The sequence below is a fragment of the Pararobbsia silviterrae genome (genome assembly GCF_003628125.1).
Taxonomy (GTDB): Bacteria; Pseudomonadota; Gammaproteobacteria; order Burkholderiales; family Burkholderiaceae; genus Pararobbsia; species Pararobbsia silviterrae.
The window spans coordinates 59,748-85,246 of sequence record NZ_RBZU01000008.1; the positions used below are offsets into that span (position 1 = coordinate 59,748).

Annotated in this window: 20 protein-coding genes; 13 read left to right on the forward strand and 7 right to left on the reverse strand. The window is 64.4% G+C overall.

Features of this window, described 5'->3' with window-relative positions; translation table 11 throughout:
* From D7S86_RS17655 to D7S86_RS17665, 3 genes are all read left to right on the forward strand, one after another.
* A partial coding sequence (locus tag D7S86_RS17655; RefSeq protein WP_476704092.1) for a DNA glycosylase family protein occupies positions 1–408 on the forward strand: 408 nt, incomplete at its 5' end.
* Positions 401–922, forward strand: coding sequence for a methylated-DNA--[protein]-cysteine S-methyltransferase (locus tag D7S86_RS17660; RefSeq protein ID WP_121088190.1), 522 nt, complete (start codon positions 401–403; stop codon positions 920–922). The genes D7S86_RS17655 and D7S86_RS17660, both read left to right, overlap by 8 nt.
* Before the next feature lie 55 nt (positions 923–977).
* The gene (locus D7S86_RS17665; protein WP_121088191.1) at positions 978–1,859 is read left to right on the forward strand and encodes a DMT family transporter; all 882 of its coding nucleotides are present in this window, start codon (positions 978–980) and stop codon (positions 1,857–1,859) included.
* 1 nt (position 1,860) lies between these two features.
* On the opposite strand, the gene D7S86_RS17670 is transcribed toward D7S86_RS17665, so the two are convergent.
* Positions 1,861–2,502 carry a TetR/AcrR family transcriptional regulator gene (locus D7S86_RS17670; protein ID WP_121088369.1) on the reverse strand — a complete coding sequence of 214 codons (642 nt, stop codon included), beginning with the start codon at positions 2,500–2,502 and terminating at the stop codon, positions 1,861–1,863.
* A 321-nt stretch (positions 2,503–2,823) separates the two neighbouring features.
* Here D7S86_RS17670 and D7S86_RS17675 point away from each other — a divergent pair, with 321 nt between their 5' ends.
* From D7S86_RS17675 to D7S86_RS17690, 4 genes are all read left to right on the forward strand, one after another.
* The gene (locus D7S86_RS17675; protein WP_240648248.1) at positions 2,824–3,936 is read left to right on the forward strand and encodes an efflux RND transporter periplasmic adaptor subunit; all 1,113 of its coding nucleotides are present in this window, start codon (positions 2,824–2,826) and stop codon (positions 3,934–3,936) included.
* Positions 3,933–7,181, forward strand: a complete 3,249-nt coding sequence (locus D7S86_RS17680; RefSeq protein ID WP_121088193.1) for an efflux RND transporter permease subunit — start codon at positions 3,933–3,935, stop codon at positions 7,179–7,181. Before D7S86_RS17675 ends, D7S86_RS17680 begins: the two co-directional genes overlap by 4 nt.
* On the forward strand, positions 7,178–8,725 hold the full coding sequence (locus D7S86_RS17685; protein WP_121088194.1) for an efflux transporter outer membrane subunit: 1,548 nt from the start codon (positions 7,178–7,180) through the stop codon (positions 8,723–8,725). Before D7S86_RS17680 ends, D7S86_RS17685 begins: the two co-directional genes overlap by 4 nt.
* 215 nt (positions 8,726–8,940) lie before the next feature.
* Positions 8,941–10,878 (forward strand): methyl-accepting chemotaxis protein, encoded by a 1,938-nt coding sequence (locus D7S86_RS17690; protein ID WP_240648249.1) that lies wholly within the window; start codon positions 8,941–8,943, stop codon positions 10,876–10,878.
* A 143-nt stretch (positions 10,879–11,021) separates the two neighbouring features.
* On the opposite strand, the gene D7S86_RS17695 is transcribed toward D7S86_RS17690, so the two are convergent.
* The gene (locus D7S86_RS17695) at positions 11,022–12,122 is read right to left on the reverse strand and encodes a YeiH family protein (RefSeq protein ID WP_121088196.1); all 1,101 of its coding nucleotides are present in this window, start codon (positions 12,120–12,122) and stop codon (positions 11,022–11,024) included.
* Positions 12,123–12,233: 111 nt separating this feature from the next.
* On the opposite strand from D7S86_RS17695, the gene D7S86_RS17700 reads away from it, so the two are divergent.
* Complete coding sequence (locus tag D7S86_RS17700) at positions 12,234–13,223, forward strand: LysR family transcriptional regulator (protein WP_121088197.1); 990 nt, start codon at positions 12,234–12,236, stop codon at positions 13,221–13,223.
* A 197-nt stretch (positions 13,224–13,420) separates the two neighbouring features.
* Here D7S86_RS17700 and D7S86_RS17705 read toward each other — a convergent pair whose 3' ends face one another.
* Entirely contained in the window at positions 13,421–13,963 is a 543-nt protein-coding gene (locus D7S86_RS17705) for a MarR family winged helix-turn-helix transcriptional regulator (protein ID WP_240648250.1), read from the reverse strand.
* 374 nt (positions 13,964–14,337) lie between these two features.
* On the opposite strand from D7S86_RS17705, the gene D7S86_RS17710 reads away from it, so the two are divergent.
* Positions 14,338–14,607: a DUF1488 family protein gene (locus D7S86_RS17710; RefSeq protein ID WP_121088198.1), complete on the forward strand. Its 270-nt coding sequence runs from the start codon at positions 14,338–14,340 to the stop codon at positions 14,605–14,607.
* 145 nt (positions 14,608–14,752) lie between these two features.
* Positions 14,753–15,220, forward strand: a complete 468-nt coding sequence (locus D7S86_RS17715; RefSeq protein WP_240648251.1) for a response regulator — start codon at positions 14,753–14,755, stop codon at positions 15,218–15,220.
* Between the two features lie 57 nt (positions 15,221–15,277).
* On the opposite strand, the gene D7S86_RS17720 is transcribed toward D7S86_RS17715, so the two are convergent.
* Both D7S86_RS17720 and D7S86_RS17725 read right to left on the reverse strand, forming a co-directional pair.
* Positions 15,278–16,495 (reverse strand): MFS transporter, encoded by a 1,218-nt coding sequence (locus D7S86_RS17720; RefSeq protein ID WP_121088200.1) that lies wholly within the window; start codon positions 16,493–16,495, stop codon positions 15,278–15,280.
* A gap of 156 nt (positions 16,496–16,651) precedes the next feature.
* Positions 16,652–18,781, reverse strand: a complete 2,130-nt coding sequence (locus D7S86_RS17725; RefSeq protein ID WP_121088201.1) for an ATP-dependent helicase — start codon at positions 18,779–18,781, stop codon at positions 16,652–16,654.
* A 246-nt stretch (positions 18,782–19,027) separates the two neighbouring features.
* On the opposite strand from D7S86_RS17725, the gene D7S86_RS17730 reads away from it, so the two are divergent.
* Positions 19,028–20,032, forward strand: coding sequence for a sensor domain-containing diguanylate cyclase (locus D7S86_RS17730; protein ID WP_121088202.1), 1,005 nt, complete (start codon positions 19,028–19,030; stop codon positions 20,030–20,032).
* A 329-nt stretch (positions 20,033–20,361) separates the two neighbouring features.
* Positions 20,362–20,922 carry a TetR/AcrR family transcriptional regulator gene (locus tag D7S86_RS17735; RefSeq protein ID WP_121088203.1) on the forward strand — a complete coding sequence of 187 codons (561 nt, stop codon included), beginning with the start codon at positions 20,362–20,364 and terminating at the stop codon, positions 20,920–20,922.
* Positions 20,923–21,797: 875 nt separating this feature from the next.
* Here the strand turns inward: D7S86_RS17735 and D7S86_RS17750 are convergent.
* A complete protein-coding gene (locus tag D7S86_RS17750) occupies positions 21,798–23,198 on the reverse strand; it encodes a methyl-accepting chemotaxis protein (protein ID WP_121088205.1) in 1,401 nt (466 codons plus the stop codon).
* 379 nt (positions 23,199–23,577) lie between these two features.
* Entirely contained in the window at positions 23,578–24,873 is a 1,296-nt protein-coding gene (locus D7S86_RS17755; RefSeq protein ID WP_121088206.1) for an MFS transporter, read from the reverse strand.
* A 269-nt stretch (positions 24,874–25,142) separates the two neighbouring features.
* Here D7S86_RS17755 and D7S86_RS17760 point away from each other — a divergent pair, with 269 nt between their 5' ends.
* Positions 25,143–25,481, forward strand: coding sequence for a DOPA 4,5-dioxygenase family protein (locus D7S86_RS17760; protein WP_121088207.1), 339 nt, complete (start codon positions 25,143–25,145; stop codon positions 25,479–25,481).
* Positions 25,482–25,499 lie beyond the last annotated feature (18 nt).

Here is a 25,499-nt window from a genome sequence, read left to right on the forward strand (position 1 = left end):
CGCGTGGCGTTTCCGCTCGCCGCGGATTTCGCGCAAGCGGGCGCCGCGCGGTTGCGCGAAGTCGGCGGCCTCACGCAGGCGCGCGCCCTGACCTTGCACGCGCTGTCGGTCGAGGTCGCGTCGGGCCGCTTGCGGCTCGCGCCGCTCGAACCGCTCGAACCGACGCTCGAGCGCATGCTCGCGATCAAGGGCATCGGCGATTGGACCGCGCAATACGTGGCCATGCGCGCGCTGTCGTGGCCCAATGCATTTCCCGCGGGCGATCTGATCCTGCGCCGTCACCTCGGCGTCGAGACGGCCGCACAGGCGAGCGCGCAGGCGGCGCAATGGGCGCCCTGGCGCGCGTACGCGACGGTCCATCTCTGGCGCCACCACGATCGACTCAAGCACGAGGCAAGTCATGACTGAATTCGACACGATGCCGAGTCCGCTCGGCGAGATGCTCATCGCGTCCGACGGCGAAGCGCTGTCGGGACTCTGGTTTCTGAACCAGAAATACTCGCCGACGCTCGACGGCTGGCGGCGCGCGCCCACGCATGCGGTGATCCGCGCGACGCACGAACAGATCGACGCCTATTTTCACGGCGACCTGGCGGCGTTTACGGTGCCGCTCGCGCCGCGCGGGACGCCGTTTCAGGAACATGTCTGGCGCGCGCTGCTGACGATCGACTACGGCGTGCTTACGACGTACGGCGATATCGCGCTCAGGGTCGGTCTGCCCAAAGCCAAGGCGCGCGCGGTCGGCGGCGCGGTCGGGCGCAATCCGATCTCGATCATCGTGCCGTGTCACCGCGTGATCGGCCAGTCGGGGTCGTTGACCGGCTACGCGGGCGGTCTCGATCGCAAGCGCGCCTTGCTCGCGCTCGAAAAACAGGGCGCCGCGAGCCGTCGTCCCGAATTCGCCTTGACCGGCGAGGCTTGAACGGTCTCGCCGATCCGGCGATGATCGATGCTTTCATTTGCCTAACTGTTGCGCCATGAATCGCCACACTGCTGAATTGCTGTTGCTCGCCGCCCTGTGGGGCGCTTCGTTCTTGTTCATGCGCGTGGCCGCGCCCGAGTTCGGGCCGGTCGTCATGATCGCGTTGCGCGTGGGGATCGCCGTGCTCGCGCTTGCGCCGTTCGTCGCATTCGATCCGGTCGCGCGCGCCGAAATTCGCGCGGCGTGGAAGCCTTTGCTCGTGGTCGGCATATCGAATTCCGCATTGCCGTTCTGCATGTTCGGCTATTCGATGCTGTATCTGAACGCCGGCTTCGATGCGATTCTGAACGCGACGACACCGCTCTGGACCGCGGCGATCGCCGCCATCTGGTTTCGCACGCGGCTTACGCGCGCGGCGGTCCTGGGTCTCGTGCTCGGCATCGTCGGCGTCGGCGCGCTCTTGTCCGATACGCTGCGGCTCGCGAGCGCGAGCATTCCGAGTGCGATCGGCGCGGTGCTGATCGCGACGCTGTCGTATGGTTTCGCGGCGAACTATTCGAAACGGCATCTCGGCGCCGTGCGTCCGATGACCGTGGCGTTCGCGAGCATGGGCTTCGCGACGCTTCTCCTTGCCGTGCCCGCGCTGCTCACGCTGCCTGGCGCGCCGGTGTCGGTGCGCGCATGGGGGGCGACGATCCTGCTCGGATTGCTCTGCACGGGCCTCGCGTATGTGATCTATTTCCGGCTCATCGCGCACGTGGGCGCCGCGCAGGCCGCGTCGGTCACGTTCCTGATCCCGATCTTCGGCATGATCTGGGGCGCCGTGTTTCTCGGCGAACGCGTGACCGCGCTGATGATCGCGGGTTGCATGGTGATTCTGCTCGGTGCGGCGTTGATCACGGGGCGGATCCGCTTGCCGCAGACGCGCTCGGTTTGAATCAAAGCGCGCTCGGCGTCCGCGCTTTCAGAATCGCGAGTTCCATCAACGAGTCGACGAACAGCGTCAGGATCGACTCCGCCTGCGTCTTGTTCATGTCTTGCGGCGTCGACAGCATGAACAGCGTGACGCCCTCGACGAGACTCATGAAACCCATCGCCATCGCCTCGGGCGTCGTGGGCGGCGTCACGCCGACGCGCTGATAGAAGTACTCGATGAACTGCGCGATCTGCATGCGCTTTTCCTGCATCAGCGCGGACAGCTTCGCGCGGAACTTCGGATCGCGCGCGGCAGCCATGCGCGCCTCGGTCCAGTTCATGAAGCACTCGTTGTCGCGATAGAGCTGGCTATAGATCTCGCGCGTGCGGCTTTGCAATTGCTCGACCGGAATTTCGTCGCTCAGCAGTGCATTGAGCTGGTCTGTCGCTTGCTGATGATCGCGACGCAGCAACTCGATGAACAGATCGTTCTTGCCGCCGAAGTTCGAGTAGAACGCGCCGCGCGTGTAGCCGGCCGCATCGGCGATGTCCTCGACGCTCGTGGCGGCGAGTCCTTTCTTGGCGATGAGCTTTTCCGCCGCGTCGAGCAGACGTTGACGGGTCTGGTCGCGGCTCTCTTCTCGTGTCAGGCGTTTGCGGGTCATGCTCGGCATCCTAGCACATACACAATCAAATCCTAGTTCGGGATTGAATTCAGATACAAGTGTGTATTAAGATGCGTTCGTGTATTTCCATGCCGTTCGTCGTTCGCCGTCGTTCGCGCATCGCGAAGTGCGCGCGAGCCGTTCCGATCGTGCCAATCATTCATGCCCATCAAATGGGTGTTGCCTCGACGCATCGCCAAAGGAGTCGTCGTGAACGTGATGGACCTGTTGTCTCGCGCCGCTTCGCGGCGCCCCGCGCGGCGATACGCCGTCCGGCGTGCCGATGCCCGGCAACCCGCCGCTCCGGTCGCGGCCACGCGCGTGAGCGCCGCTGTCCTCTGCGCGCTTGCGCTCGCTGCCTGCCATCGCGCGCCCGAGGCGTCGGCGCCGCCGGCCGTCGTCGTCGCGCTGCCCGTGCATCCCGACTCGGGGACGGCCGGCGGTCTCGCGGTCCGATATCCGGTCGAAGTGCAGGCGCGCTACTCGAACACCATGTCGTTCCGGATCGCGGGCAAGATCGTCGAACGCAATGTGCGTCTCGGCGACGCCGTGCACAAGGGACAGATCGTCGCGCGTCTCGATCCTTCGGATTCGCAAAAGCAGCTCGCCAGCGCGCAATCGTCGCTCGATGCGGCCGACCATCGGCTCGTGTTCGCCAAGCAGCAGCTCGATCGCGATACGGCGCAGGCCGCGCAAAACCTCGTCGCGACGAATCAGCTCGAACAAACGCAGGATAACTACGCATCCGCGCTGGCCGGCCGCGATCAGGCCGCCGCGCAGCTGGTCGTCGCGCGGAACAATCTCGACTACAACACGCTGAGCGCCGATCACGACGGCTGGATCACGAGCGAAAACGCGGATACGGGTCAGGTGGTGTCGGCCGGCCAGGCCGTGTACGGACTCGCGTGGAGCGGCGATACCGACGTGATCCTCGATGCGGCCGAAAGCGATCTCGGGCGCGTCGTGCCCGGCCAGTCCGCGACGGTCACGTTCCCCGCGCTGCCGGGCCGCAGCTATGCCGCGAAGGTCCGCGAGATCGCGCCGTCGGCCGATCCGCAAAGCCGCACGTTCCGCGTCAAGCTGACGCTCGCGAAGCCCGCCGACGATGTCCGGCTCGGCATGACGGGCGATGCGGTGCTCGCGCCCGCGGCGGCGTCCGCGCAAGCCGGGCCCGCGGGCGGCGTGTTCACGGTTCCCTCGACGGCGATCTTCCACGAGGGCCGCAATCCGGCGGTCTGGGTCGTGCGTCCCGCCGACTCGACGCTTGAGCTTCGCGCCGTGTCCGTGAGCCTGTACGGCGATCGTACGGCGACCGTGACCGACGGGATCAAGGATGGCGAACAGATCGTGCTGGCCGGCGTGCACACGGTCTTTGCGGGTGAGCGCGTGAAGCCCGTCAAGCCCTTGTTCGACGGCGAGGGATCCGCACAATGACCGACGCACGAGACGACGCAACGGCGGGCGTGCATCCGCCGGACGGCGCGAAGGCCGCGGACGCCGCGCACGATCCCCACCACGCGGCGCACGGCGGGCATGACGCGCACGCACAGCCGCCGCTTGAACCCGCCGAGGTCGCGCACCGTTTCAATCTGTCGACCTGGACGCTTGAGCATCAGGCGCTCGTGACCTTCCTGCTCGCGCTGATCACGCTGTTCGGCGTGCTTTCGTACGGCAAGCTCGCGCAGTCGGAAGACCCGCCGTTCACGTTCAAGGTCATGGTGATCCGCACGCTATGGCCGGGTGCGACCGCGCGGCAGGTTCAGGAAGAGGTCACGGATCGCATCGCGCGCAAGCTTCAGGAAACGCCCGATGTCGATTTTCTGCGAAGCTACTCGCGCCCCGGCGAATCGCAGTTGTTCTTTACGATCCGCGATGCGGCACCGCCCTCGCAAGTGCCCGATACCTGGTACCAGGTCCGCAAGAAAGTCGGCGATATTGCCTATACGCTGCCCCCCGGCGTGCAGGGTCCTTTCTTCAATGACGAATTCGGCGACGTCTACACGAACATATACGCGCTCGAAGGCGACGGCTTTTCGTTCGCGCAAATGCACGATTACGCCGAGCGTTTGCGCGTCGAGCTGTTGCGCGTGCCTGGCGTCAACAAGGTCGACTTTCTCGCCGATCAGGAACAGCGGATCTATGTCGAAATCGCGAACGCGCAGCTCGCGAAGCTGGGTCTGACGCCGCAGCAGATCGCCGATGCGGTCAACGCGCAGAACGCGGTCGCGGCGGCGGGGCTCTTCACGACGGCGAACGACCGCGTCTACGTGCGGCCGAGCGGCCAGTTCCAGGACGTCGACAAGCTCGCCGACACGCTGATCCGCGTGAACAATCGCGTGATCCGCCTCGGCGACATCGCGACGATCAAGCGCGGCTACACGGATCCGCCGACCGAATACATGCGCTACGCGGGACACAATGTGTTCGGCATCGGCGTCACGATGGAGCCGAAGGGCGACGTCATCGCGCTCGGCAAATCGCTCGACGCCGAGATGCAACACCTGCAGGCCGCCTTGCCCGCGGGGCTCAAGCTCGTCGAAGTGTCGAGCATGCCGCACGCGGTCAAGCATTCGATCGACGACTTCGTCGAAGCGGTCGCCGAAGCGATCGGCATCGTGCTCGTCGTGAGCCTCATCAGTCTCGGGTTGCGTACGGGCATGGTCGTCGTGATCTCGATTCCGCTCGTGCTCGCGGCGACCTCGCTGTTCATGTACATGTTCGACATCGGCCTGCACAAGGTCTCGCTCGGCACCTTGATTCTCGCGCTCGGCCTGCTCGTCGACGACGCGATCATTGCGGTCGAGATGATGGCGGTCAAGCTCGAACAAGGCTTCGACCGCATGCGTGCCGCGGCCTATGCGTATACGAGCACCGCGTTTCCGATGCTCACGGGGACGCTCGTGACGGTCTCGGGCTTCTTGCCGATCGCGCTCGCCAAGTCGGCGACGGGCGAGTACACGCGCTCGATCTTCGAGGTGTCGGCGATCGCGCTCTTGCTGTCGTGGCTCGCGGCCGTCATCGTGATCCCGCTGCTCGGCTACCGGATCCTGTCCGAACATCCGACGCGCCGCGCGTTCAAGCACGACGAGGACGGCAACGTCTCGCACGAACATCACGATATCTACGACACGAAGTTCTACACGCGGCTGCGCGGCTGGATCGGCTGGTGCGTCGAGCGGCGTTTCGTCGTGCTCGTCGTGACGATCGTGCTGTTCGTCATCGCGCTCGCGGGCTTCACGCTCGTGCCGCAGCAGTTCTTCCCGAGTTCCGACCGGACCGAGCTGCTCGTCGATATGCGCTTGCCCGAGGGCGCGTCGTTCGCGGCCACGCTGCGCGAGACGCAGCGGCTCGAAGCCGTGCTCGCGAAGCGCAACGGCATCGATCACTTCATCGACTTCGTCGGATCGGGCGCGCCGCGTTTCTATCTGCCGCTCGATCAGCAACTCGAATCGCCGAACTTCGCGCAGTTCGTGATCACCGCGAAAACCATCAAGGACCGCGAGGCGCTCGCGCGCGATCTCGACAGCGTGCTGCGCAACGACTTCGCGACGGTGCGCACACGGATCAGCCGGCTTGAGAACGGGCCGCCGATCGGGTATCCGGTCCAGTTCCGCGTGACGGGGCCCGAGATCGGCACCGTGCGCGCGCTGTCCGACGAAGTCGCGTCGATCATGCGCGCGAACCCCGATACCGTGAATGTCCAGTACGACTGGGACGAGCCCGCGGAGCGCTCCGTTCATTTCGAGGTCGACCAGAACAAGGCGCGCGCGCTCAATCTGTCGTCGACGGATATCGCGAACTATCTGCAGATGTCGCTGACGGGCTACACGATCACGCAATTCCGCGAGCGCGACAAACTGATCGGCGTCGATTTGCGCGCCCCCGAGCACGATCGCGTCGATCCGTCGCAGATCGAACGTCTCGCCGTTCCGTCGCCATCGGGCACGGCCGTGCCGCTCGCGGCGGTCGGGCGTTTCACGTATGGCCTCGAATACGGCGTCGTTTGGGAGCGCGATCGCCAACCGACGATCACCGTGCAATCCGATGTCCAGCATAACAAGCAGGGGATCGACGTCACGAATGCGGTCGACGCGAAACTCGGCGAACTCCGCAAGCGCTTGCCGATCGGTTATCGGATCGAGATCGGCGGCGCGGTTGAGGAAAACGGCAAGGCGCAGGCGTCGATCAACGCGCAGATGCCGTTGCTCGCGATCGCGGTGCTCGTATTGCTGATGGTCCAGCTCCAGAGCTTCAGCCGCGTGCTGATGGTCGTGTTGACCGCGCCGCTCGGCCTGATCGGCGTCGTGCTCGCGCTGCTGCTGTTCCACATGCCGTTCGGCTTCGTCGCGATGCTCGGCACGATTGCGATGTTCGGGATCATCATGCGCAACTCGGTGATTCTCGTCGATCAGATCGAGCAGGACATCCGCGGCGGACATAGCCGGTTCGAGGCGATCATCGGGGCCACGGTCCGGCGGTTCAGACCGATCACGCTGACGGCGGCGGCCGCGGTGCTCGCGCTGATTCCGCTGTTGCGCAGCAACTTCTTCGGGCCGATGGCGACCGCGCTCATGGGCGGCATCACGGTCGCGACGATCCTGACCTTGTTCTATCTGCCGGCGCTGTATGCGACATGGTTCCGCGTCAAGCGCGACGAAGCACCGCGGGAGGCCGTATGACATCGAGATATTTGTTACCGACACCGTCACTCACACGGCTCGCGCTCGGCGCGCTTGCGCTGAGTCTCGGAGGGTGCGGCCTGTTCGGTCCCGACCGGAATCCGCCGCAGATCGCATCGCCCGAGCACTATTCGGTCGAAGGGCAAGCCGCGCAGCTGCCGGCCGCGGACGGCGTCGCGCAGCGGCTCGACGTCGGCGCGCAACCGGTTCCGCAATGGTGGAAGGCCTATCGGTCGGACGCATTGAACGCCCTGATCGAAGAGGGCTTCGCGAACAGTCCGTCGCTCGCGGCCACCCAGCATACGTTGAATGCGGCGCGCGAGGGATTACGCTCCGAGATCGGCAACTCGCTGTTCCCGAGCGTCGATGTCGGCTTCGCGCCGTCGCGTCAGCGCGCGCTCGGGATTCCGATCCTGCCGTCGCAGGAGACCTTCCTTTACAACATCTTCGACGCGCAAGTCCAGGCATCGTATACGTTCGATTTCTTCGGCGCGGCGCTGCTCGCCGATCGCGCGCTCGCGGGTCAAGTGCAACAGCAATCGTTGCAATTCGATGCGGCGCGACGCGCGCTCGCGGCGAATATCGTCGTTACGACGGTCAACATCGCCTCGCTGAACGAACAGGTCCATGCGACGGAGAAACTCGTCGAACTCGGCGAGCAACGCGCGCAGCAAACGGCCGCGCGGTACACACTCGGCGGTGCATCGCATGACGACGCGTTGAGCGCCGAGCAGGATGCGGCGAACGCGGCCGCCACCTTGCCCGCGATGCGCGCGCAATGGCTTGCGATGCGTCATGCGCAGGCCGTGCTGATCGGCCGTACGCCCGACAAGGCGCCCGAACCGCTGACGCTCGACGAGCTGCATCTGCCCGACGATGTTCCGGTGGCCGTGCCGTCCGAGTTGCTGCATCAGCGCCCCGATATTCTCGCGGCCGAGGCGGCGGTTCGCGCGGCCGCCGATCAGGCCGGCGCCGCGACGGCCGCGATGTTCCCGTCGCTGTCGCTGTCGGCGTCGTACGGGCGCGGCGGCTTCGACTGGACGACGTTCACGTCGCCGGCCGGTCTCGTCTGGAGCATGGGCGCGTCGTTGACGCAGCCGCTGTTCCATGGCGGCGCGCTGGTCGCGCGCAAGCACCAATACGAGCAGTCGTACGAGGCCGCCGTTGCGCAGTACAAGCAAACCGTGTTGTCGGCTTTTCAGACGGTCGCGAATACGCTCGTCTCGCTCGACGAGGACGCGAACACGCTGACGCAGACGCATCGCGCGATGGATGCCGCACAGGGCATGACGCGCGATACCGATGCGAAATACAAGCTTGGCGCGACGCCGTTCTACGCGACGTTGTCGGCGGATCAGCAGTACCAGAGCGCGCGCGTTCAGTATCTTCGCGCGCGTGCGCAGCGGCTCGCCGATACGGCCACACTGTTCGATTCGATGGGCAGCCCGCCGGTCGACGACGCGGGCCATAGCTTGCGTGACACGATCAAACGCGACGCGCCCGCGTCGGTGTCCGAGCGCGCATCGGCGGCGTCAGCAATGTAAGGTATGCATCGCGGTCGCGGCCTCGCGCTGCACCGCGATGCGTCAATTGCGCACCACGGCGCGCAAAACATGCGCCGCCATTGTGCGGTCGAGAAGAATTGAGTTCGTAGACCTCAGGATCATGCACACGTCGCCGTTATAGCCGATGTGCCGCATGGGTACATGCGCCCCCACGCGTGATCCGGCACGGCCGTGAACCTGAGGAACCTAGAACAATGCATGTGTTTGCCCCCGGTGTCGCCTTGATGGGCCGGCTGACGATGTCGAAGAAACTCATCGTCCTTGCCTTGTTGTTTCTGCTGCCGCTGTCGGTCTGTCTCTACTCGATCGTGAGCGACGATATCGCGACGTATACGTCGACACGTCAGGAGCTCGAAGGCGTATCGCTGCTCGAAACGAGCCAGGCCTTCCTGAAGGCCGTGCAGAAGCGGCGCGGCGCAAGCGCCGCGCTGATGTCGGGCAACGCCGACATGCGTGCGTCGTTCGATGCGGCGAGTGCCGATGCCGAGCGACTCGAACGTGCCCTTGTCGAACAGGCCGCGCGCACGCAGTCGTTCTCGGTCAAGTCGAGCACCGATGCGCTCGCGGCGCAATACACGGCACTCGCCGCGCTTGCATTGTCGGGGCCTGCGAAGACCGTCTTCGATGCGCACTCTGCACTCGTGCGAGCGATCTTCGCGTACACGGCGGATCTCGCCGATCAATCCCAGCTCGCGCTCGATCCCGAAGCCGCGACCTACTACCTGATGAACACCGTTGTGTTCTCGCTGCCCGCGGCCGCCGAGACGGCTGCGATTGCGCGTGGCAAAGGCGCGGCGGCATTGAGCCAGCCGCAGATCGATCCCGCCGACCGCGGCGCGCTCGGCGTGCATGCGGAACTGCTTCATGACCAGCTCGACGACGTCCGGCACGATCTGCAGCGCACGCAGCGCGCGCTCGGCGACGGCGCACAGTCGTCGGCGCTGCAGGCGCTTGATTTCGGTGACTTCGACGCATTTCAGAAGACCGTCGCGGACCTCGGTGTGCCATCGGATGCGCCGGCGCCGAATGCGTCGGCCTACTTCGACAAGGGCACGCGCGCGGTCGATGCGATCGACAACGCGCATCGCGCGCTCGCGATGATGTTGCGCACGCTGCTGACCGAACGCGAGCATGCGCAAGCCGAACATCTGGTCGCGCTGATCGCGATCAGCGCGATCTCGGTCGTGCTCGCGCTCTATCTGTTCGTCGCGTTCGCGCGTCGCACGAGCGCGGATGTCGACGATATCGCGGCGTCGATGACGCGTGTGAGCGAGGGCGATCTGCGTGGCCGGCTCGATGTCGCGGGGCGTGATGAGCTCGCGACGATCCGCGCGCGCATGAACGACGTGCTGAACGCATTGAACGAGACGATCGTCGCGACGAAGTCGAGTGCAGAGGCGGTACGCGTCGGCAGCGACGAGATCGCGTCGGGCAATCTCGACCTGTCGCGGCGCACCGAAGAACAGGCGGCGTCGCTCGAACAGACCGCGGCGAGCATGGAAGAACTCACGTCGACCGTGCGCCACAACGCGGACAACGCGCAGCATGCGGGGCAATTGAGCCGTCAGGCGTCGGCCGATGCGAGCAGCAGCGGCGAGGTCATCACGCGCGGCGTGACGGTTATGACGGGTATCGCGAAGCACGCGCGCGAGATGACCGAACTGATCTCGACGATCGAGGGCATCGCATTCCAGACGAACATCCTCGCGCTCAACGCCGCGGTCGAGGCCGCGCGGGCGGGCGAGCAGGGCAAGGGCTTCGCGGTCGTCGCGGGCGAGGTTCGCACGCTGGCGCATCGCACGGCGACGGCCGCGAAAGACGTCAAGGCGATGATCGACCGCTCGTCGGTCAGCGTCGAAAACGGCACGAAGCTGTTCGAGGAGGCCGATGTCGCGATTCGCGGCGTGATCGAATCGATCGGCCGTGTCGACGGCATCGTCAACGAGATCGCGCACGCATCCGCGCAGCAGGGCGACGGCATCGAGCAGGTCAACGTCGCGATCAATCAGCTCGATCAGATGACGCAGCAGAACGCGGCGCTCGTCGAGCAGGCCGCGGCGGCCAGCGCGTCGCTGAAGGAACAGGCGTTCCGCATGGAAAAGGTCGTCGGCACATTCGAGGTCGAAGCTTAAGGGGCGGCGCATGAGGCTCGATGCATGACGCTCGATGCATGAGGCGCTTCGTACGCGTCGCAGACCGGATGCGATGCGCGGGACGCCGAATCGGTGAGCGTGGCGAATGGCGACGGCGTTCGCCGCCGCCATCCGTCCACGTATCAAAGCAGATGTTGTGCGAGATAGGTGATGCCGAGACCGCCGGCAATCAGCCACACATAGAGGCTCAGGCCGAAGAACAGCGCACGCGGACCTGCTTGGCGAATCTGCGCGAAGCGCGTTTCGATGCCGAGCGCCGTCATCGCCATCGTCAACGCAAAGGTGTCGAGCGTGTTGAGCGTATGCACGGCCGCATCGGGCAACAGATGCAAGGAGTTGACGCCGACGAGCGCGAGAAAGCCGAGTGCGAACCAGGGCACGGCGATCGTGCGCTTCACGGCGTCGGCCGGTGCATGCGTGCCGTCGTGCGAGGCAGTCCGCTGCACGGCGTCGCGGCGCGCAAGCCAGACCGTCAACACGAGCAGTACGGGCACGAGCATCAGCACGCGCGTCATCTTGACGATCGTCGCGATATGCGTGGCCTCGGGGCTCACCGCGCTCGCGGCCCCGACGACCTGCGCGACTTCATGAATCGTGCCGCCGAAGAACAGCCCGGTGCCGATCGTATCGAGATGGACGAAGCCGATACGTATCAGCGCGGGATACAGAAACATCGACAGCGTGCCGAACAAGACGACGGTGCCGACCGCGATCGCGCTCTTGTGCGGCTTCGATTGCAGCGTCGATTCAAATGCGAGCACCGCGGCGGCGCCGCAGATCGCGCTGCCCGCGGCGGTCAACAGCGCTTCTTCGCGATCGAGCTTGAACACGCGCGTCCCGATCCAGGTCCCGGCGACGAGCGTGACGACCACGATCGACGCGGAGACCGCGAAGCCCTGCACGCCGACCGTCGCGATTTCCTGGAAGCTGATGCGCAGTCCGTAGAACGCGACCGCGATCCGCAGCAGCCGCCGCGCCGCGAAGTTCACGCCGGCCGCCCAGCTTTCGGGCATCGCTTCGCGCACGGCGTTGCCATAGAGGACGCCCGCGGCGATGCCGATGATCAAGGGACTCAGGCCGAGCCCGCTGATTGCGGGGATGGCGGCGATCTGCGTCACGGCCGCGGCGAAGAGGGCGACGAACAGAAACCCATTGAGTTCGCTGCGATGTGCGCGCAGCCATCCTGCTGTGGGCGCGCCGGATGTCGATGTGGCGGAGTTCATATCCACAAATCCATATAAGTAAAGTCAAAACAAGAATAAGGGCTTTCGATGTATCTGTGAAATCGCCTTTTCGGTTATAAACTATCCGAAATTCTGATGGTTGACGGCACTATGACCCCTGAACAGTTGTTGACCTTCGCCGCGGTGGCCGAGCATCGGAACATCAGCCGCGCCGCGCGTGCGCTGTTCCTCTCGCAACCCGCCGTCTCGGGACAGCTCAAGCAGCTTCAGGACGAGCTCGGCGAGCCGCTCTATCACCGCGACGGACGCGGCATCGCGCTGACCGAGGCGGGCCGCCAGCTCGCGCTGCATGCGCAACGCCTGCGGACCGACTATCGCGAAGCCCTTGCGTTTCGCGACGCGTTGCGCTCGCTCGACGCAGGGCATCTGCGTATCGGTGCGAGTACGACGCCCGCGAGTTATGTGTTGCCGTATCTGATTTCGGCGTTTCATCAGCGCCATGCGGGCGTCACGATCTCGACGCGCTACGGCAATACGGCTGAGGTGCTCGCGGGGATCGGCGAACTCGATATCGCGTTGATTGAAGGGGAAACCGGCGTGCCGCTGCCGCCGGGGACGGCACTGCACGAATGGAAAGAGGATGAAATCGTCGCCGTCGTGCCCCTTGCGCACCCGCTTGCGCGTCGCGGCGCGCCGGACGGGGTCAGGACGTCACGTGCATCCAGCGCATCCAGCGCATCCAGCACATCGGGTGCATCCGATCCACGCGCGCTCCGCGACGAATCCGCCGCACGCGCCGAAGTGCCGCTCGACGCGTTGGCGGCTCATCCGATCGTGCTGCGCGAACGCGGGTCCGGCGTGCGCCAGACCGTCGAGCGCGCGTTCGAACGCCATGCGCTGCAGATGCGCGTCGCGATCGAACTGGCCGGCGTCGAAGGGATCAAGGAGGCGGTGCGCGCCGGCATGGGCGTGGGTTTTGTCTCGGCCATGTCGATGCGGCACGAGGACAATGCGCTTGTCGCATTGTCGATCGCGCCGCCCGACCGCTTGACGCGGCATTTGACGATCGTCGTGCCGCACGGCGCCGCACCGCTGCGCGCCGTCGATCGTTTCGTCGATCTCTGCCTTCAGTTCGCCTGAAAACGTTGCAGCACGATGCGACGCGCTGACGCGCGCACTGAGATGCACGTGAGTGCACGTCCAAGGGCACGATTCGCGTACGCTCAAGCGCCCGGAACTCGCGCACAAACACCGCGCCCGAATGTCCGCTCCGGACCGCTAAGCGGTCCGTCACCGACGGCGTCGCGCGCGGCGCGGCCCGGCTTACGCGGCGCGGCCTACATACGGACGCGCCCTGCCAGCGAAGCCTTGAGATCGTGAAGTTCGTCGCGCAGGCGTTGCAGATCCGACAGCGGACGCCCTGCGACTTCATTGATGTAAGTCGGTAAAAATGCCGCGCTGAGCTTCAACGATTTGCCGGCTTCCGTCAGATGGATCAGGACGAGCCGTTCATCGAGCACACCGCGTACGCGGCGCACGTAGCCGACGGTTTCGAGCCGTTTGAGGATCGGCGTCAAGGTCGCCGAATCGAGGCCGAGCCGGGCGGCCAGATCCTTGACCGAGAGTTCGTCGTGCTCCCAGAGCACGAGCATGGCGAGGTACTGCGGATAGGTGAGGTCGAAGCGTTCGAGGACGGCCTTATAGGCCTTCGTCATGGCCAGCGATGCGGTGTAAAGCGCAAAACAAAGCTGGCTGTCGAGAGTCAACGACGTCGCAAGCGCGTTCTGCACGGTCGGTTCGCCCACGGTTTGATGCGGTACGCCCAAAGCCTTCGGGGAGAACTGGTTATGCATTGTCGTGGTTGCGGCAATATTTTCCATGATGTTTCCCGGTGAGCGGTCAAATGGAGTTTGTAGTATTGGTCTGAATATTCTTGTAATCAAGGGAAATAACACGGCGGTTTGCCAATTTTTGCCTTTCTTATGCGTTTACCGGAAACGCCTTGTCTCGCGGCGACGATCCGTCTAATTAGCTCTCTTGAATATCCCGAGTGCGACAGCTGTTTAGCTGTGTCAAACTTACGCAGAACTTTGAAATTCGGTAACACTGGCCCGAAAACAAGCACCGGCGCGGCTCGTCAAATCACGGTATTCGAATCCGGCACAGTGTTTGCTTATTAGTCGAGTCGACAGCATTTGAATGGAGCGAACAAGCGTTTCTTGTTCGCCAGGTGTTTGGAATACCACGGAATCCAATGAACATTACGCTCTCGACCGAACCAACGTTATCCGGCGATGGTCAATTCCTTGAATTTGTCGCCGACGTCGACGGCCGCGAGGTCCGGTGCGCGCTTGCACGCAAAGCCCTCGAGATGTGGTTCTGGGTACCGCCCGAGGCCGAGCAGCAGCGACTCACGAGAGCCTATCTGGACGGCCGCAAACGGATCGCGGTTGCGCTCGAGCGGCGCATCGTCAAACAGCATGTGGAGCCCGTGGTACTCAAATCGGAGCATTTTTCCGGCTGATGCGCCGTGGTGCGTCAGCCCCCGTGCCGGCGGGTCGTGAGTCGTTGTTCCGGCGATGTTGAACTGCGTCCGCGCGCGGCGTTGCAACCGGTGGCCAACCGGTATGCCGGCGCGCGGATGTGACCCGGCGCGGTGGCACGATGGCTTGAGCCGTCGCGACCGGCCTCGGAATATGAAGTGTCGAATAAGCGATATGAACGCAGATGCGGTAAGTGGCAAGAAGATTCTCATCGTCGAGGATGAGGAGGGCAGCCGGCAGTCGTTGGCCGCCATGCTGACCGATTGCGATGCGGACGTCACGGCGGTCGCCGACGCCGAAGGCGCATTGGCGGTCATCGAACAGCGGCTTCCGGACGCGGTAATCAGCGACATCGAGCTGCCGGGCATGGACGGCTACTACTTCATTCAGAAGTTACGCGATCTCGAATCCAAGATGGGCGCGCCGAGCGCGCCGGCCGTCGCGTTGACGGCGCACGGCGACGAGGCGCATCAATTGCGCGCGGTCGGCGAAGGATTCCAGATGCACGTGATGAAGCCGGTCGATCCAGCGGGGTTGTTGCGTGTGCTGGACCGGCTGTTGTCCGAGGTCCGACAGAAGCCCGGCAACGCTTAGGGCGCGTCGGCCGCCGATCCTCGTGCGACTTCGATGCGCCGCGAGTTCGATGCTCAGCTAGTTGAGCATCGAAGTGGCCGCACGCTCGCGCGCTTTCGACCAGAGCCATGCGACGAGACCCGCGCCGATGAGCACGAGGCCCGTGGCGGCCACGTAGATGCCCGAAAAGCCGAAATGGTGCGCGACGATGCCCGCCAGCGGACCCGTGATGCCGAGCGAGAGATCGGCGAACGCCGAGTAGACGCCGAGCGCCGCACCGCGGTCCGCGAGCGGTACGGTCGCGACGGCGGCCACCCCGAGCGCCGGGAATACGAGCGCGAAGCCGATACCTGCCAGACCCGCGCCGAGCAGCGCGAGCGTCGTGTTCGGCGCGAGGCCGAGCAGCGCGAGCCCGATCGCCTCGGAGACGAGCGAAATGCACGCGATCTTGTAGCCGCCGTAGCGCGCGATCGTGTCGACGAACAAGAACCGCGCCCCGCAAAAGCAGAGGCTGAACACCGTCAGCGCGAATGCGGCGCCCGACCAGCCGCGGCTCGCGTAGTAGAGCGTGATGAATGTCGCGATGACGCCGAACCCCGTCGCGCCGAGCGCGAGCGCCACGCCGAAATTGATGACCCGGCGCAGCACGTGATGCATGCCGAGCCGTTCGCCGTGCGTGGCCGGCACCGAGATCTGGCGCGAGGCGAGCGCGAGTCCCGCGATCGCGAGCGCGATGACCGTGACGCCGAGCGTCGCGAAGCCGAACGTGCGCACGAGCACGACGCCCAGCGGCGCGCCGCCCGCGAGGCCCGCGTAGGTGGCGATGCCGTTCCACGAGATGACTCGGCTCGTATTGCTGAAACCGACGGCGCCGATCGCCCATTGGATCGACCCCGTGCCGACGAGGCTTTCGCCGACGCCTGCAAGCAGCCGGCCGACCAGCAGGACCGTGAAGGCCGTCATCGGCGAGTGGTTGTCGACGAAGCTCGTGCCGAGATAGAAGAGGCCGCTGATCAGACAGACGACCAAGCCGATCGACACGGAGAGTTTGGCGCCCTTGTCGTCGCACAGCCGTCCGACGACCGGCCGGCTCGCGAGCGTGGCCACGTATTGGACGCTGATCACGAGACCCGCGAAGACCGAATTCATGCCGAGATCCTGGTGCACGAATCCGGGCAGTACCGCGAGGGGCAAGCCGATCGTCAGATAGACGATGAACGTGAAAAAGACGAAGGTCAGGATCTTGACGGTGACGTTCGCGCTGGATTCGGGAACGGCAGGCTGGGCGGTGGACACGGGCGGGACGGTTCGGGACTTGCCGCACAGGCGGCGTAAAGCACTGAGTGTAAACCCTTTATTACTTGCGTGCCCGCTGCATCTTTGGGCGGAGATGCGGTTTTTTGGCGAGCGAACGACGCATGGCGATCGTTTGCGGCACCGGTGGCGGTGCAATTATCCCCACATTTTGCGCATTTTAGCGGCGAGATCGATGTGCATGCGCGCCTGTTCAGGTGTTGTCGCCTGAGCGCCGGGTTCGCGCGGCCAGCTCGTCGATTCGAAATGCGTGAGCAGCGTATTCGGAATGAATCGCGTGCGGGATCCGTAGACGTGGCGATCGCCGTGCGCGGTCTGCTGCGTCACATAGAAGCGCTCCGGGACGAGAATCTCGAGCGTGTCCTTCGCGCGCGTCATCGCGACATAGAGCAGCCGGCGTTCTTCCTCGATCTCGTCGGGCGATCCCGCCGCCAGGTCGGACGGGATGCAGCCGTCGACCCCGTTGAGCACGAAGACGTGCTGCCATTCCTGCCCCTTGGCCGAGTGGATCGTCGACAGGATCAGATAGTCCTCGTCGCGCAGCGGCACACCCGCTTCGTCGCTCGTGGCATCGGGCGGATCGAGCGCGAGTTCGGTCAGGAAGCGCTCGCGCGACGGATAGCTCGCGCCGATATGGGCGAGCTGAACGAGATCGGCCAGTCGCGCGGGCGCGTCGTCATAGCGGTCGAGCAGATGCGGCTCATACCAGGTTCGGATCCGGTCGAGCTCCGCCGGCCACGCGTGCAAGCCCGCCCGGATGTCGGCGATGAGATCCGCGAACGCCGCCCAGTCGGCCGCCGGGCGCGCGCCCGGCGAGAATGTGCGCAGTGCGTGCGCGACGTCGTCCGCCGCGGCGAGCGCGTCGAGTGCGCGCCCGGCCGTCACGGGACCCACACCGGGCAGCACTTGCATGACGCGGAAGCCCGCCACACGATCGCGCGGATTCTCCGCGAATCGCAGGACCGCGAGCACGTCTTTCACATGCGCCGCGTCGAGAAACTTGAGTCCGCCGAACTTGACGAACGGGATGTTGCGCACCGTGAGTTCGACTTCGAGCGGGCCGCTGTGGTCGGATGCGCGAAACAGCACGGCCTGCTTTTTGAGTTCGACGCCCGCCTCGCGCTGTTCGAGCACGCGCGCGCAGACATAGCGCGCCTGATCGGCCTCGTCCTTGACGTGCACGAGCGCCGGCCGCTGCGCGGACGCGCGCTCGGACCACAGATGCTTCGTATAGCGTTCGGCGGCGAGCCCGATGACCGCGTTCGACGCCTCGAGGATCGGCTGCGTCGAGCGGTAATTCTGTTCGAGCGTGACGATGCGCGCGGGCGGGTCGAACTGAGACGGGAAGTCGAGGATGTTGCGTACGGTCGCCGCGCGGAACGAATAGATCGATTGCGCGTCGTCGCCGACGACCGTCAGGCCGCGGCCGTCGGGCTTGAGGCCGCGCAGGATCGTTGCCTGGAGCGCATTGGTGTCCTGGTATTCGTCGACGAGCACATGGTCGAAACGCGCGCCCGCATCGGCCGCGAGCGCGGGCTCGGCCATCATGTGCGCGCAATAGAGCAGCAGGTCGTCGTAATCGAGCACGTCCTGTTTTTGTTTCGCTTCGACATAGGCGCCGAATAGCGCGCGCAGTTCGTCGCGCCACTCGGCGCACCACGGGTAATAGAGACCGAGCACGGCTTCGAGATCGGCTTGCGCATTGACGACGCGCGAATAAATCGCGAGGCAGGTCGATTTGAGCGGAAATCGGCGGTCTTTCGTCGAAAAATCGAGTTCGTGACGAACGAGGTTCATCAGATCGGCCGAATCCTCGCGATCGTGAATCGTATAGGTCGGTGATAAACCGATCTGGCCCGCATATTCACGTAATAATCGCGCGCCAATTCCGTGAAATGTGCCGGACCAGTGGAGTCCCGAGGCGAGTGTCGCGGCGTCGGCGCCGAGCGCGCGCCAGGCGATGCGTTCGACGCGTTTGCGCATCTCGCCCGCCGCGCGGCGTGAAAACGTCAGCAACAGAATCCGGCGCGGATCGACGCCATGGATCAGCAGATGGGTGACGCGGTGCGCGAGCGTGTCCGTTTTGCCCGAGCCAGCGCCGGCAATGACGAGCAGCGGGGCGTCCACCTGCGCGCCGGCGGCGCCGGTGGCCGATGGCGCGCGCACGCCGTGCTCGACGGCCGCGCGTTGAGCGGGATTCAAACGGGCGAGATAATCGGACGCGGCGCGTCCGGACCGTCCGGCGGCATCGGCTGTTTCGGCGTACATCGGGGAAGAACGGCGGATCGGAGAAAGCTGACCTTACCGCGTCGCGCGCGCCGTCCGCAAGTGCGTCCGGTGTCGCCGCGCGCGCCAAGCTTAAAATCGGCGCGAACGCAAGCGGGAATCGAGATGTTCGGAAAATAAGGTGCAATGCTGATTTGCGTGAGCATATTTGACATCACAATAGCCTATGGTCGATAACAGGCCCGGATCGTTCTGTTTTCTATCCAAGTCAAAAGCGGAGCATCGGACGTGATCATTGATTCGAAAGAGGCGCAAGACGATCTCGTGCGGATGTATCGAATAATCGATACGCCGCCTGAGCCGAACTTCGACCGGGTAACCAAGCTGACGGCGAATATATTCGGCAGGCCGGTCTGCACGCTTTCGCTCGTCGACCGGGATCGTTTCTGGTTCAAGTCGAAATACGGGACCGAGGCGACCGAGATGCCGCGGCATATGGCGTTCTGCAGCGAGACGATCCGCAGCGAGGAAGTATTCGTCGTACACGATGCATTGGCGGACCCTCGATTCGTCAATGCGCCCGTCGTCGCGAATTTCCCGTTTTTCCGGTTCTACGCGGGCGCGCCGCTGATCACGCCGTCGGGTGCGTGCGTCGGTTCGCTCTGCATTCTCGACACGGCGCCGCAGTCGGAATTCGCGGGCAGCGATCGCGCGATCCTCTCGGATATGGCGTCGACTGTCGTCGAATTGCTCGAAGCGCGGGCGCGTCAACTCGAACTCGTCGAAAGCAACGAGCAGATCGCGTTTCTCGCGTCGCATGATCCGCTGACCGGGCTCGCGAACCGGCGCCGGCTCTGGGAAGTCATCGATGAGGCGAGTACCGACGCGCAAATCGCGTTGCTTTATCTCGACCTCGACGGCTTCAAGGTCGTCAACGACAAGCTCGGACATGTCTTGGGCGACGTCCTGCTGCGGCATGTTGCCGACCGAATCCGGCTCTCTTTGCCCGAGAAGGCGCTCGTCGCGCGTCTGGGCGGCGACGAGTTCGCGGTCCTGCTGCGCAAGGGTGACGGCAATCTGCTGTCGGAAGCCGAACAGGTCGCGCGGCATCTCGTGGACGTCGTCGGCCGGCCGTATGAACTCGGCGACTATTCGGCGGAAATCGGCGTGAGCATCGGAGTCGCGCTCGTGCGCGGCGATTTCGAACTCGACACGACGCTGCGCATCGCCGATCGCGCGCTCTACGAAGCCAAACTTGCCGGACGCGGGTGTTATCGCGTCGCGAACGCCTGATATCGAGCGATATCGAGGCTCTGGTTGGCTCGGGGCCTCGATTCGTGGTGGGGCTGAGGTCGTGTTTGGCGTTGTGTTGGACCGCGTGTCGGGTGTGGCGCGGCGTGTTGGCTGCGTATCGGCTGGGCTGGGTGTTGTGCTTGCCGGTGTGCTTGGCGCGGTGCTGAGTGTCGAGCCTGGTGTTGAGCCGCATGTTGCGGTGTTGCGCTTAGCGTGGTTTGTGCTGAGTGTCGTTTTTGACGTCCTTTTTAGCTTCTTTGCCGCTCCTTTGACTTGCTGCTCCTTTGACATCATTGAAAATCTATCTACTGATAGATAACATTGCGCACATGGAAACGCGAACCGTCCGTGAACAGCTTGTCGAATACGCCCAGACCCTGATCATGCTGCGGGGATTCAATGGGTTCAGCTACCGCGATCTCTCCGAGCTCGTCGGGGTCAAGACATCGAGCATTCACTATTACTTTCCCTCGAAGGACGACCTGATTCTCGAGGCCGTCAATACCTATAGCAGCGAGACGTTGGCCGAGATGTACGCGATGGATTCGTCGCTGCCGGCCGACGTGCGGCTCGACCGCTATACGCGGCTGTTCGGCAAAGTGCTCGGCGACGGCGACCAGATTTGCCTGTGCGGCATGCTGGCCGCCGATATCGCGTCGTTGCCCGAGAACGTCAAGCAGGCGGTCCAGAGTTTTTTTCGGAGCAATGAAACATGGCTCGGGAAATTGCTCGCCGAAGGCAAACGGCAAGGCACGCTCGTCGACACGGGCAAGCCGGAGGTCGCGGGGCGCGTGCTGTATTCGGCATTTCAGGGCGCGGTGCTTGCGAGCCGCTTGTTCGGCGTGAGGTCACGACTCGAAGAGGTGACCGCGGCGTACAAGGTTCGTTAGCGCGAGGCGGATGCCGGACCGTGTATGACCGCGTCCGCCGCGACAATGTCGGCCTCGCGCAGGGTGAAGGCAAAAAGACAGGGTTCGAAACGATTGGGTTCGAAAACGGGCTCGGCGCTGGGGTTAACGTGGGGTGCTTAGCAGGTGCTTAGCAGGTGCTTAGGCGGGTCGTTAGGTCATTGCATGGGCGATGGCTTAGTTGAGTATCTAAGTCCGTGTTTGGGCGGACCATTGGTCGGTGCTTAGACAGGTATTTAGGTAAGTGTTTAGGCTGGCGCTTAGGTAGATGCTTAGGCGGGTGCTTAGGTGGGTCTTAGGCAGGTCTACGCAGGTGCTTGGGCGACTTCCAAAAGTTGAGTTATTTTTGGGGTCACCTATCTCTAAGTAGATAGATGACTCGATAAATAACGCGAGGAGACAAGAAGCCGAGCGATTCGTCGCGATCGACTTGGGTTTGCTTCGGGTTGCCTTGTGTTGCTTCGTGTTGCTGCGATTCGGTGTTATTCGATCGGCCGTGACAATCGCTCGATTTCGATCGAAAACACGTCCGTCGGACCGGCCGATCCTGTGCGGCCCTGTGCGGTCCTGTGCGATCGCGTGCCGCATTGCGTGGAGGCATCTATCTAGTCGTAGATGGATAGATGTCGCACATTGCCGGATCCTGCGCGCAAAGAGCCCAAGAGCCCAAGAGCCCAAGAGCCCAAGAGCCCAAGAGCCCAAGAGCCCAAGAGCCCAAGAGCCCAAGAGCCCAAGAGCCCAAGAGCCCAACGAACCCAACGAACCCAACGAACCCAACGAACCCAACGAACCCAACGAACCCAACGAACCCAACGAACCCAACGAACCCAACGAACCCAACGCGCACAAATAATCCGTCAAACGCGATAGCCGATGCGCAGACCGCCCCAATGGCGTCCGTTGACCGTGATCGGCGCCGACGCGTCCTTCATCAGCACGAACTCGCCGCCGCCCATATCGCGCCGATACGTCTGAAGCAGAAAGCGCTTCGTATTGGCGCCCGCGGCGCTTCCGGTCCGGTCGTTGAAGATCCGTCGATTGCGACAGTTCGCCGCGTTCCAGACGGGATCGTCGCGTTGCGGCTCCGAAAACTTGCGGTTATGCGTCGGCAGATAGCCGTGCCGATCGATCGCGGCGCAAAACGCGACGCGCGGATCGAACGACAGCAGCGGCTCCTGGATCGCGGGCAGCACGCGATCGGTAAACGCCGTGAAGCGCGTCATGTGTTGCGGAGGATTCGTGCCCGGCAGCGGTTGATACTGCTCGTCGAACAACTCGGCGAGCGTGATGTCGCCGCGCTCGAGCGCGGCCTCGAAGAGCTTGCCGATTTTCGCCGCGTTCTGTTCGACCGCCGTGACGAAGCGTGTGTCTTCGGTCTCGATGCCGGTCTCGGCCGTCAGCTCGATGAGCGTCTCCGAGACGCTCAATAGCTTGCCGAGCCGCGTCTTCGCTTGCGCGAAGTTCGCGCTCGAATCCTGGACATCGGAAGCCATATCGAGGACCTGGGCCTCGAGCCCCGTGCATTGCGCCTCGATATCGCCGGTCAGCGTCGCGATCTGGTCGGCTTCGTCGTTCAGTTGCGTGATCGCGTCCCCGGTCGCGTGCACGATCTCGCCGATCGTGCGTGTGCCTTCGCGTACGCGATGCGCGCGCTCGGTGTTGACCGTGCCCTCGCTGATCAGTTGTTCAGTCTGGCGGGCGAGTTGGGCGAGCGTCTGTTCGATCTGGCTCGTGGCCTCGGATGTCTTGGCCGACAGCGTCTTGACCTCGGAGGCGACGACCGCGAAGCTTCGCCCGCGCTCGCCGGCACGGGCGGCCTCGATCGCGGCGTTGAGGGCGAGCAGATGGGTCTGTCGCGCGATCGTCGAGATCTCTTCGGACACCGTGCTCACATGCTTGAGCGCGGCGCGCAATGAGGCGATCTGCGCTTCGATGACCGTGACGCCTTCGACGAGGCCGTGGATATCGGCCAGCGACGCGTCGAGCGTCTGTTGCGACTGTTGAACGCCGGTGGCCGCACGCATCGACACGTCGCGCATCGCGCGCGCGGCGCTCGCGATGCGGCGGTTGCCGTCCATCGTTTGCGCGGCCGATTCGCGCAGCGTCTCGCAGACTTGGGTCTGGCGCCCGACGCGCATGGCCACCTCGTCGACATGCCCGGACACATCGCAGATCTCGATGCCGAGTTCGCCCGCCTGGGTCGCGATGTCGCCGAAGATTGCGGGCGTGCGTCCTCCTCGTAAAAACCCGAAAAGCATAATCTCGATGTCCCCTGTGGTTCGATGCATTCGGCTGAGGCCGGCTCGCCCGACGTATCGGCACGTGCCGACGTCCGGCGTCCACGTCTTGTCCCTGGGATATCGACGGCGCAAAGGCGTCCGTGCATCCGTAACAACCCTTGCGCGTGCGCGCCGTGAATCGGGCCACGTGTCGTCGGGTTTAGGCGCGGATGTGAGGCACGGCTCAAGCGCCGCTAAGGCATGACCAACGCATGGCTAACGCACGCCCAACGCATGGCTAAGGCATGCTAAGGCGCGACTAAAGCACGACTAAAGCGCGGCTAAGGCATCGTCGATCACGCTTTAGCGGATGACTAAGGCGCAACTGAAGCATGACGAGGGCGAGACTCAAGCACGGCTAAGCGCGCGGCGTCTCCCGCAAGCGATCCTCGGCGCGCGCACCGCGCGAGCGGGTGAATGCGGCATGCGAGCGCCGGTTGAACGCCGCGCCGCCGAGCAGGATGCCGGCCGTGCCCCAGAACACGGAGCGCATGCCGAAGTGACCGCCCGCATAGCCGCCCGCGACGGGGCCGAGCACTTGCCCCGTGTACTGCGCGGAAATCGAATAGCCGAGCATGTAGCCCGCGACGTCGGGCGGTACGTTGTGCCGGATCACGCTCGCCACGCAGGGCAACAGGCCGCCGAGCGAAAGCCCGAGCGCGAAGCGCAGCGCGATCAACTGCCATCCGCGCGTGACGAACGCCTGCGGGATCATCAGGAGCCCGGCGACGGTCAGGCATCCGACGATCACGTTCCAGTGGCCGACGCGGTCCGCGAGCTTGCCGAGCCGCGACGCCGAAAGAATGCTGCCGAGCGCCGTGCCCGACATCACGACACCGGCGATCATCGTGACCTGGTGCGCGGGGACGAGCTGCGCGACATACACCGTGATGATCGGCTCGATCGACATGTTCGCGAACAGCAGCAGCATGCCGGTCACGAGCATCGCGACGAGCGGGCGTTTGTCGGGCACGGCGGCCCAGCCCGTCGGTCCCTCCCCCTTGCGCTTGGCCTGCGCGGGCCGGTCGCGCTTGATCAGGAGCACGGTGCCGATGAACGTCAGGAAAATCAGCGCGCCCGACGCGAGGAACGTCGCGCGGATGCCGATCACGGGTGCGATGAAGCCGCCGATCAACGGTCCCGCGACATTGCCGGCCATGATGCCCGACGACAGCACGCCCAGCGCCCATCCGCAGCGCGCTTTCGGTGTCTGGGTCGCGACGAGCACGGTCGAACCCGAGGCATACCCGCCGAGCAAGCCTGCCGCGAGACGCAGCGCGACGAGCTGCCAGACCGAATGCGCCATGCCCATCAACGACATCACGATGGCCATCCCGAGGCTCGCGCGAATCAGCATGAGCTTGCGTCCGTAGCGATCGGCGAGCCTGCCCCAGAGCGGCGCGGTCAGCCCCGCCGTAAAGAACGTCGCACCGAACGCGATGCCCGACCATTCGACGATCGCCGCGTGATCGGATACGCCGAGTTGTTCGACGTAGAGCGGCAGGAACGGCAACATCAGCGTCATCGCGACGAGCGTCGTGAACGATCCGAATACGCAGACCGCGAGATTGCGGCGCCAATGCGCGAAGCCCTGCGCCTGTGCCGTCGCGGAGGCGGCGTCGAGCGTCGGCGGAGTCGATTGAGGAGAAGTCATGGCGTCGGGGGCATCGATTCGTTGTGCGAGTCCCGCTCGGGTGCCGCGTGCCGGGCAGGCGCGCGTCGGCGAGATGCAAGGATAGTAGTGCCTCTGTCCCCCGCCCAAACAGTCCACTGGCGATACTGGTATCAGGAGTACCCGGGTCGCGCGCGCCGCGGCCGGATTCGAATCGTTACGATCGTCGGCACATTTCGTCGCGAAATCCGCGCCGGCCGCGTCGGGCCGATCACGCTACACTGGCGTCATTCACGCGATAACGGGATCTCATGCGACAGATTGCAAGCTGGCACGCGCACGTCTATTTCGATGCATCGAGCCGCGATGCGGCATGGGCGTTGAGGCAGACGATCGAAACGCAGATCGGCGACGCCATCGTGCTCGGCCGCTTTCACGAGCGGCCCGTCGGTCCGCATCCGCAATGGTCGTATCAGCTCGCATTCGAACCGGCGCAATTCCCGCGCGTCGTCGAATGGCTCGTGCTGCATCACGGCGCGCTCGACGTCTTCGTTCATCCGAACACGGGCGATCCGCTCGGCGATCACCGCGATCGCGCGGTCTGGATCGGACAGTCGTATGCGCTGAATCTCAAAGCACTGGAGAATTGAGCGGGTCCGATTGTCGAG

Coding starts and splice junctions, on each gene's coding strand:
- D7S86_RS17760 (WP_121088207.1), top strand. CDS start 25,143: ATGCGACAGATTGCAAGCTGGCACGCGCACGTCTATTTCGATGCATCG.
- D7S86_RS17710 (WP_121088198.1), top strand. CDS start 14,338: ATGAACATTACGCTCTCGACCGAACCAACGTTATCCGGCGATGGTCAA.
- D7S86_RS17695 (WP_121088196.1), bottom strand. CDS start 12,122: ATGAACTCCGCCACATCGACATCCGGCGCGCCCACAGCAGGATGGCTG.
- D7S86_RS17680 (WP_121088193.1), top strand. CDS start 3,933: ATGACCGACGCACGAGACGACGCAACGGCGGGCGTGCATCCGCCGGAC.
- D7S86_RS17665 (WP_121088191.1), top strand. CDS start 978: ATGAATCGCCACACTGCTGAATTGCTGTTGCTCGCCGCCCTGTGGGGC.
- D7S86_RS17735 (WP_121088203.1), top strand. CDS start 20,362: ATGGAAACGCGAACCGTCCGTGAACAGCTTGTCGAATACGCCCAGACC.
- D7S86_RS17750 (WP_121088205.1), bottom strand. CDS start 23,198: ATGCTTTTCGGGTTTTTACGAGGAGGACGCACGCCCGCAATCTTCGGC.
- D7S86_RS17705 (WP_240648250.1), bottom strand. CDS start 13,963: ATGGAAAATATTGCCGCAACCACGACAATGCATAACCAGTTCTCCCCG.
- D7S86_RS17670 (WP_121088369.1), bottom strand. CDS start 2,502: ATGACCCGCAAACGCCTGACACGAGAAGAGAGCCGCGACCAGACCCGT.
- D7S86_RS17660 (WP_121088190.1), top strand. CDS start 401: ATGACTGAATTCGACACGATGCCGAGTCCGCTCGGCGAGATGCTCATC.
- D7S86_RS17755 (WP_121088206.1), bottom strand. CDS start 24,873: ATGACTTCTCCTCAATCGACTCCGCCGACGCTCGACGCCGCCTCCGCG.
- D7S86_RS17700 (WP_121088197.1), top strand. CDS start 12,234: ATGACCCCTGAACAGTTGTTGACCTTCGCCGCGGTGGCCGAGCATCGG.
- D7S86_RS17690 (WP_240648249.1), top strand. CDS start 8,941: ATGCATGTGTTTGCCCCCGGTGTCGCCTTGATGGGCCGGCTGACGATG.
- D7S86_RS17725 (WP_121088201.1), bottom strand. CDS start 18,781: ATGTACGCCGAAACAGCCGATGCCGCCGGACGGTCCGGACGCGCCGCG.
- D7S86_RS17685 (WP_121088194.1), top strand. CDS start 7,178: ATGACATCGAGATATTTGTTACCGACACCGTCACTCACACGGCTCGCG.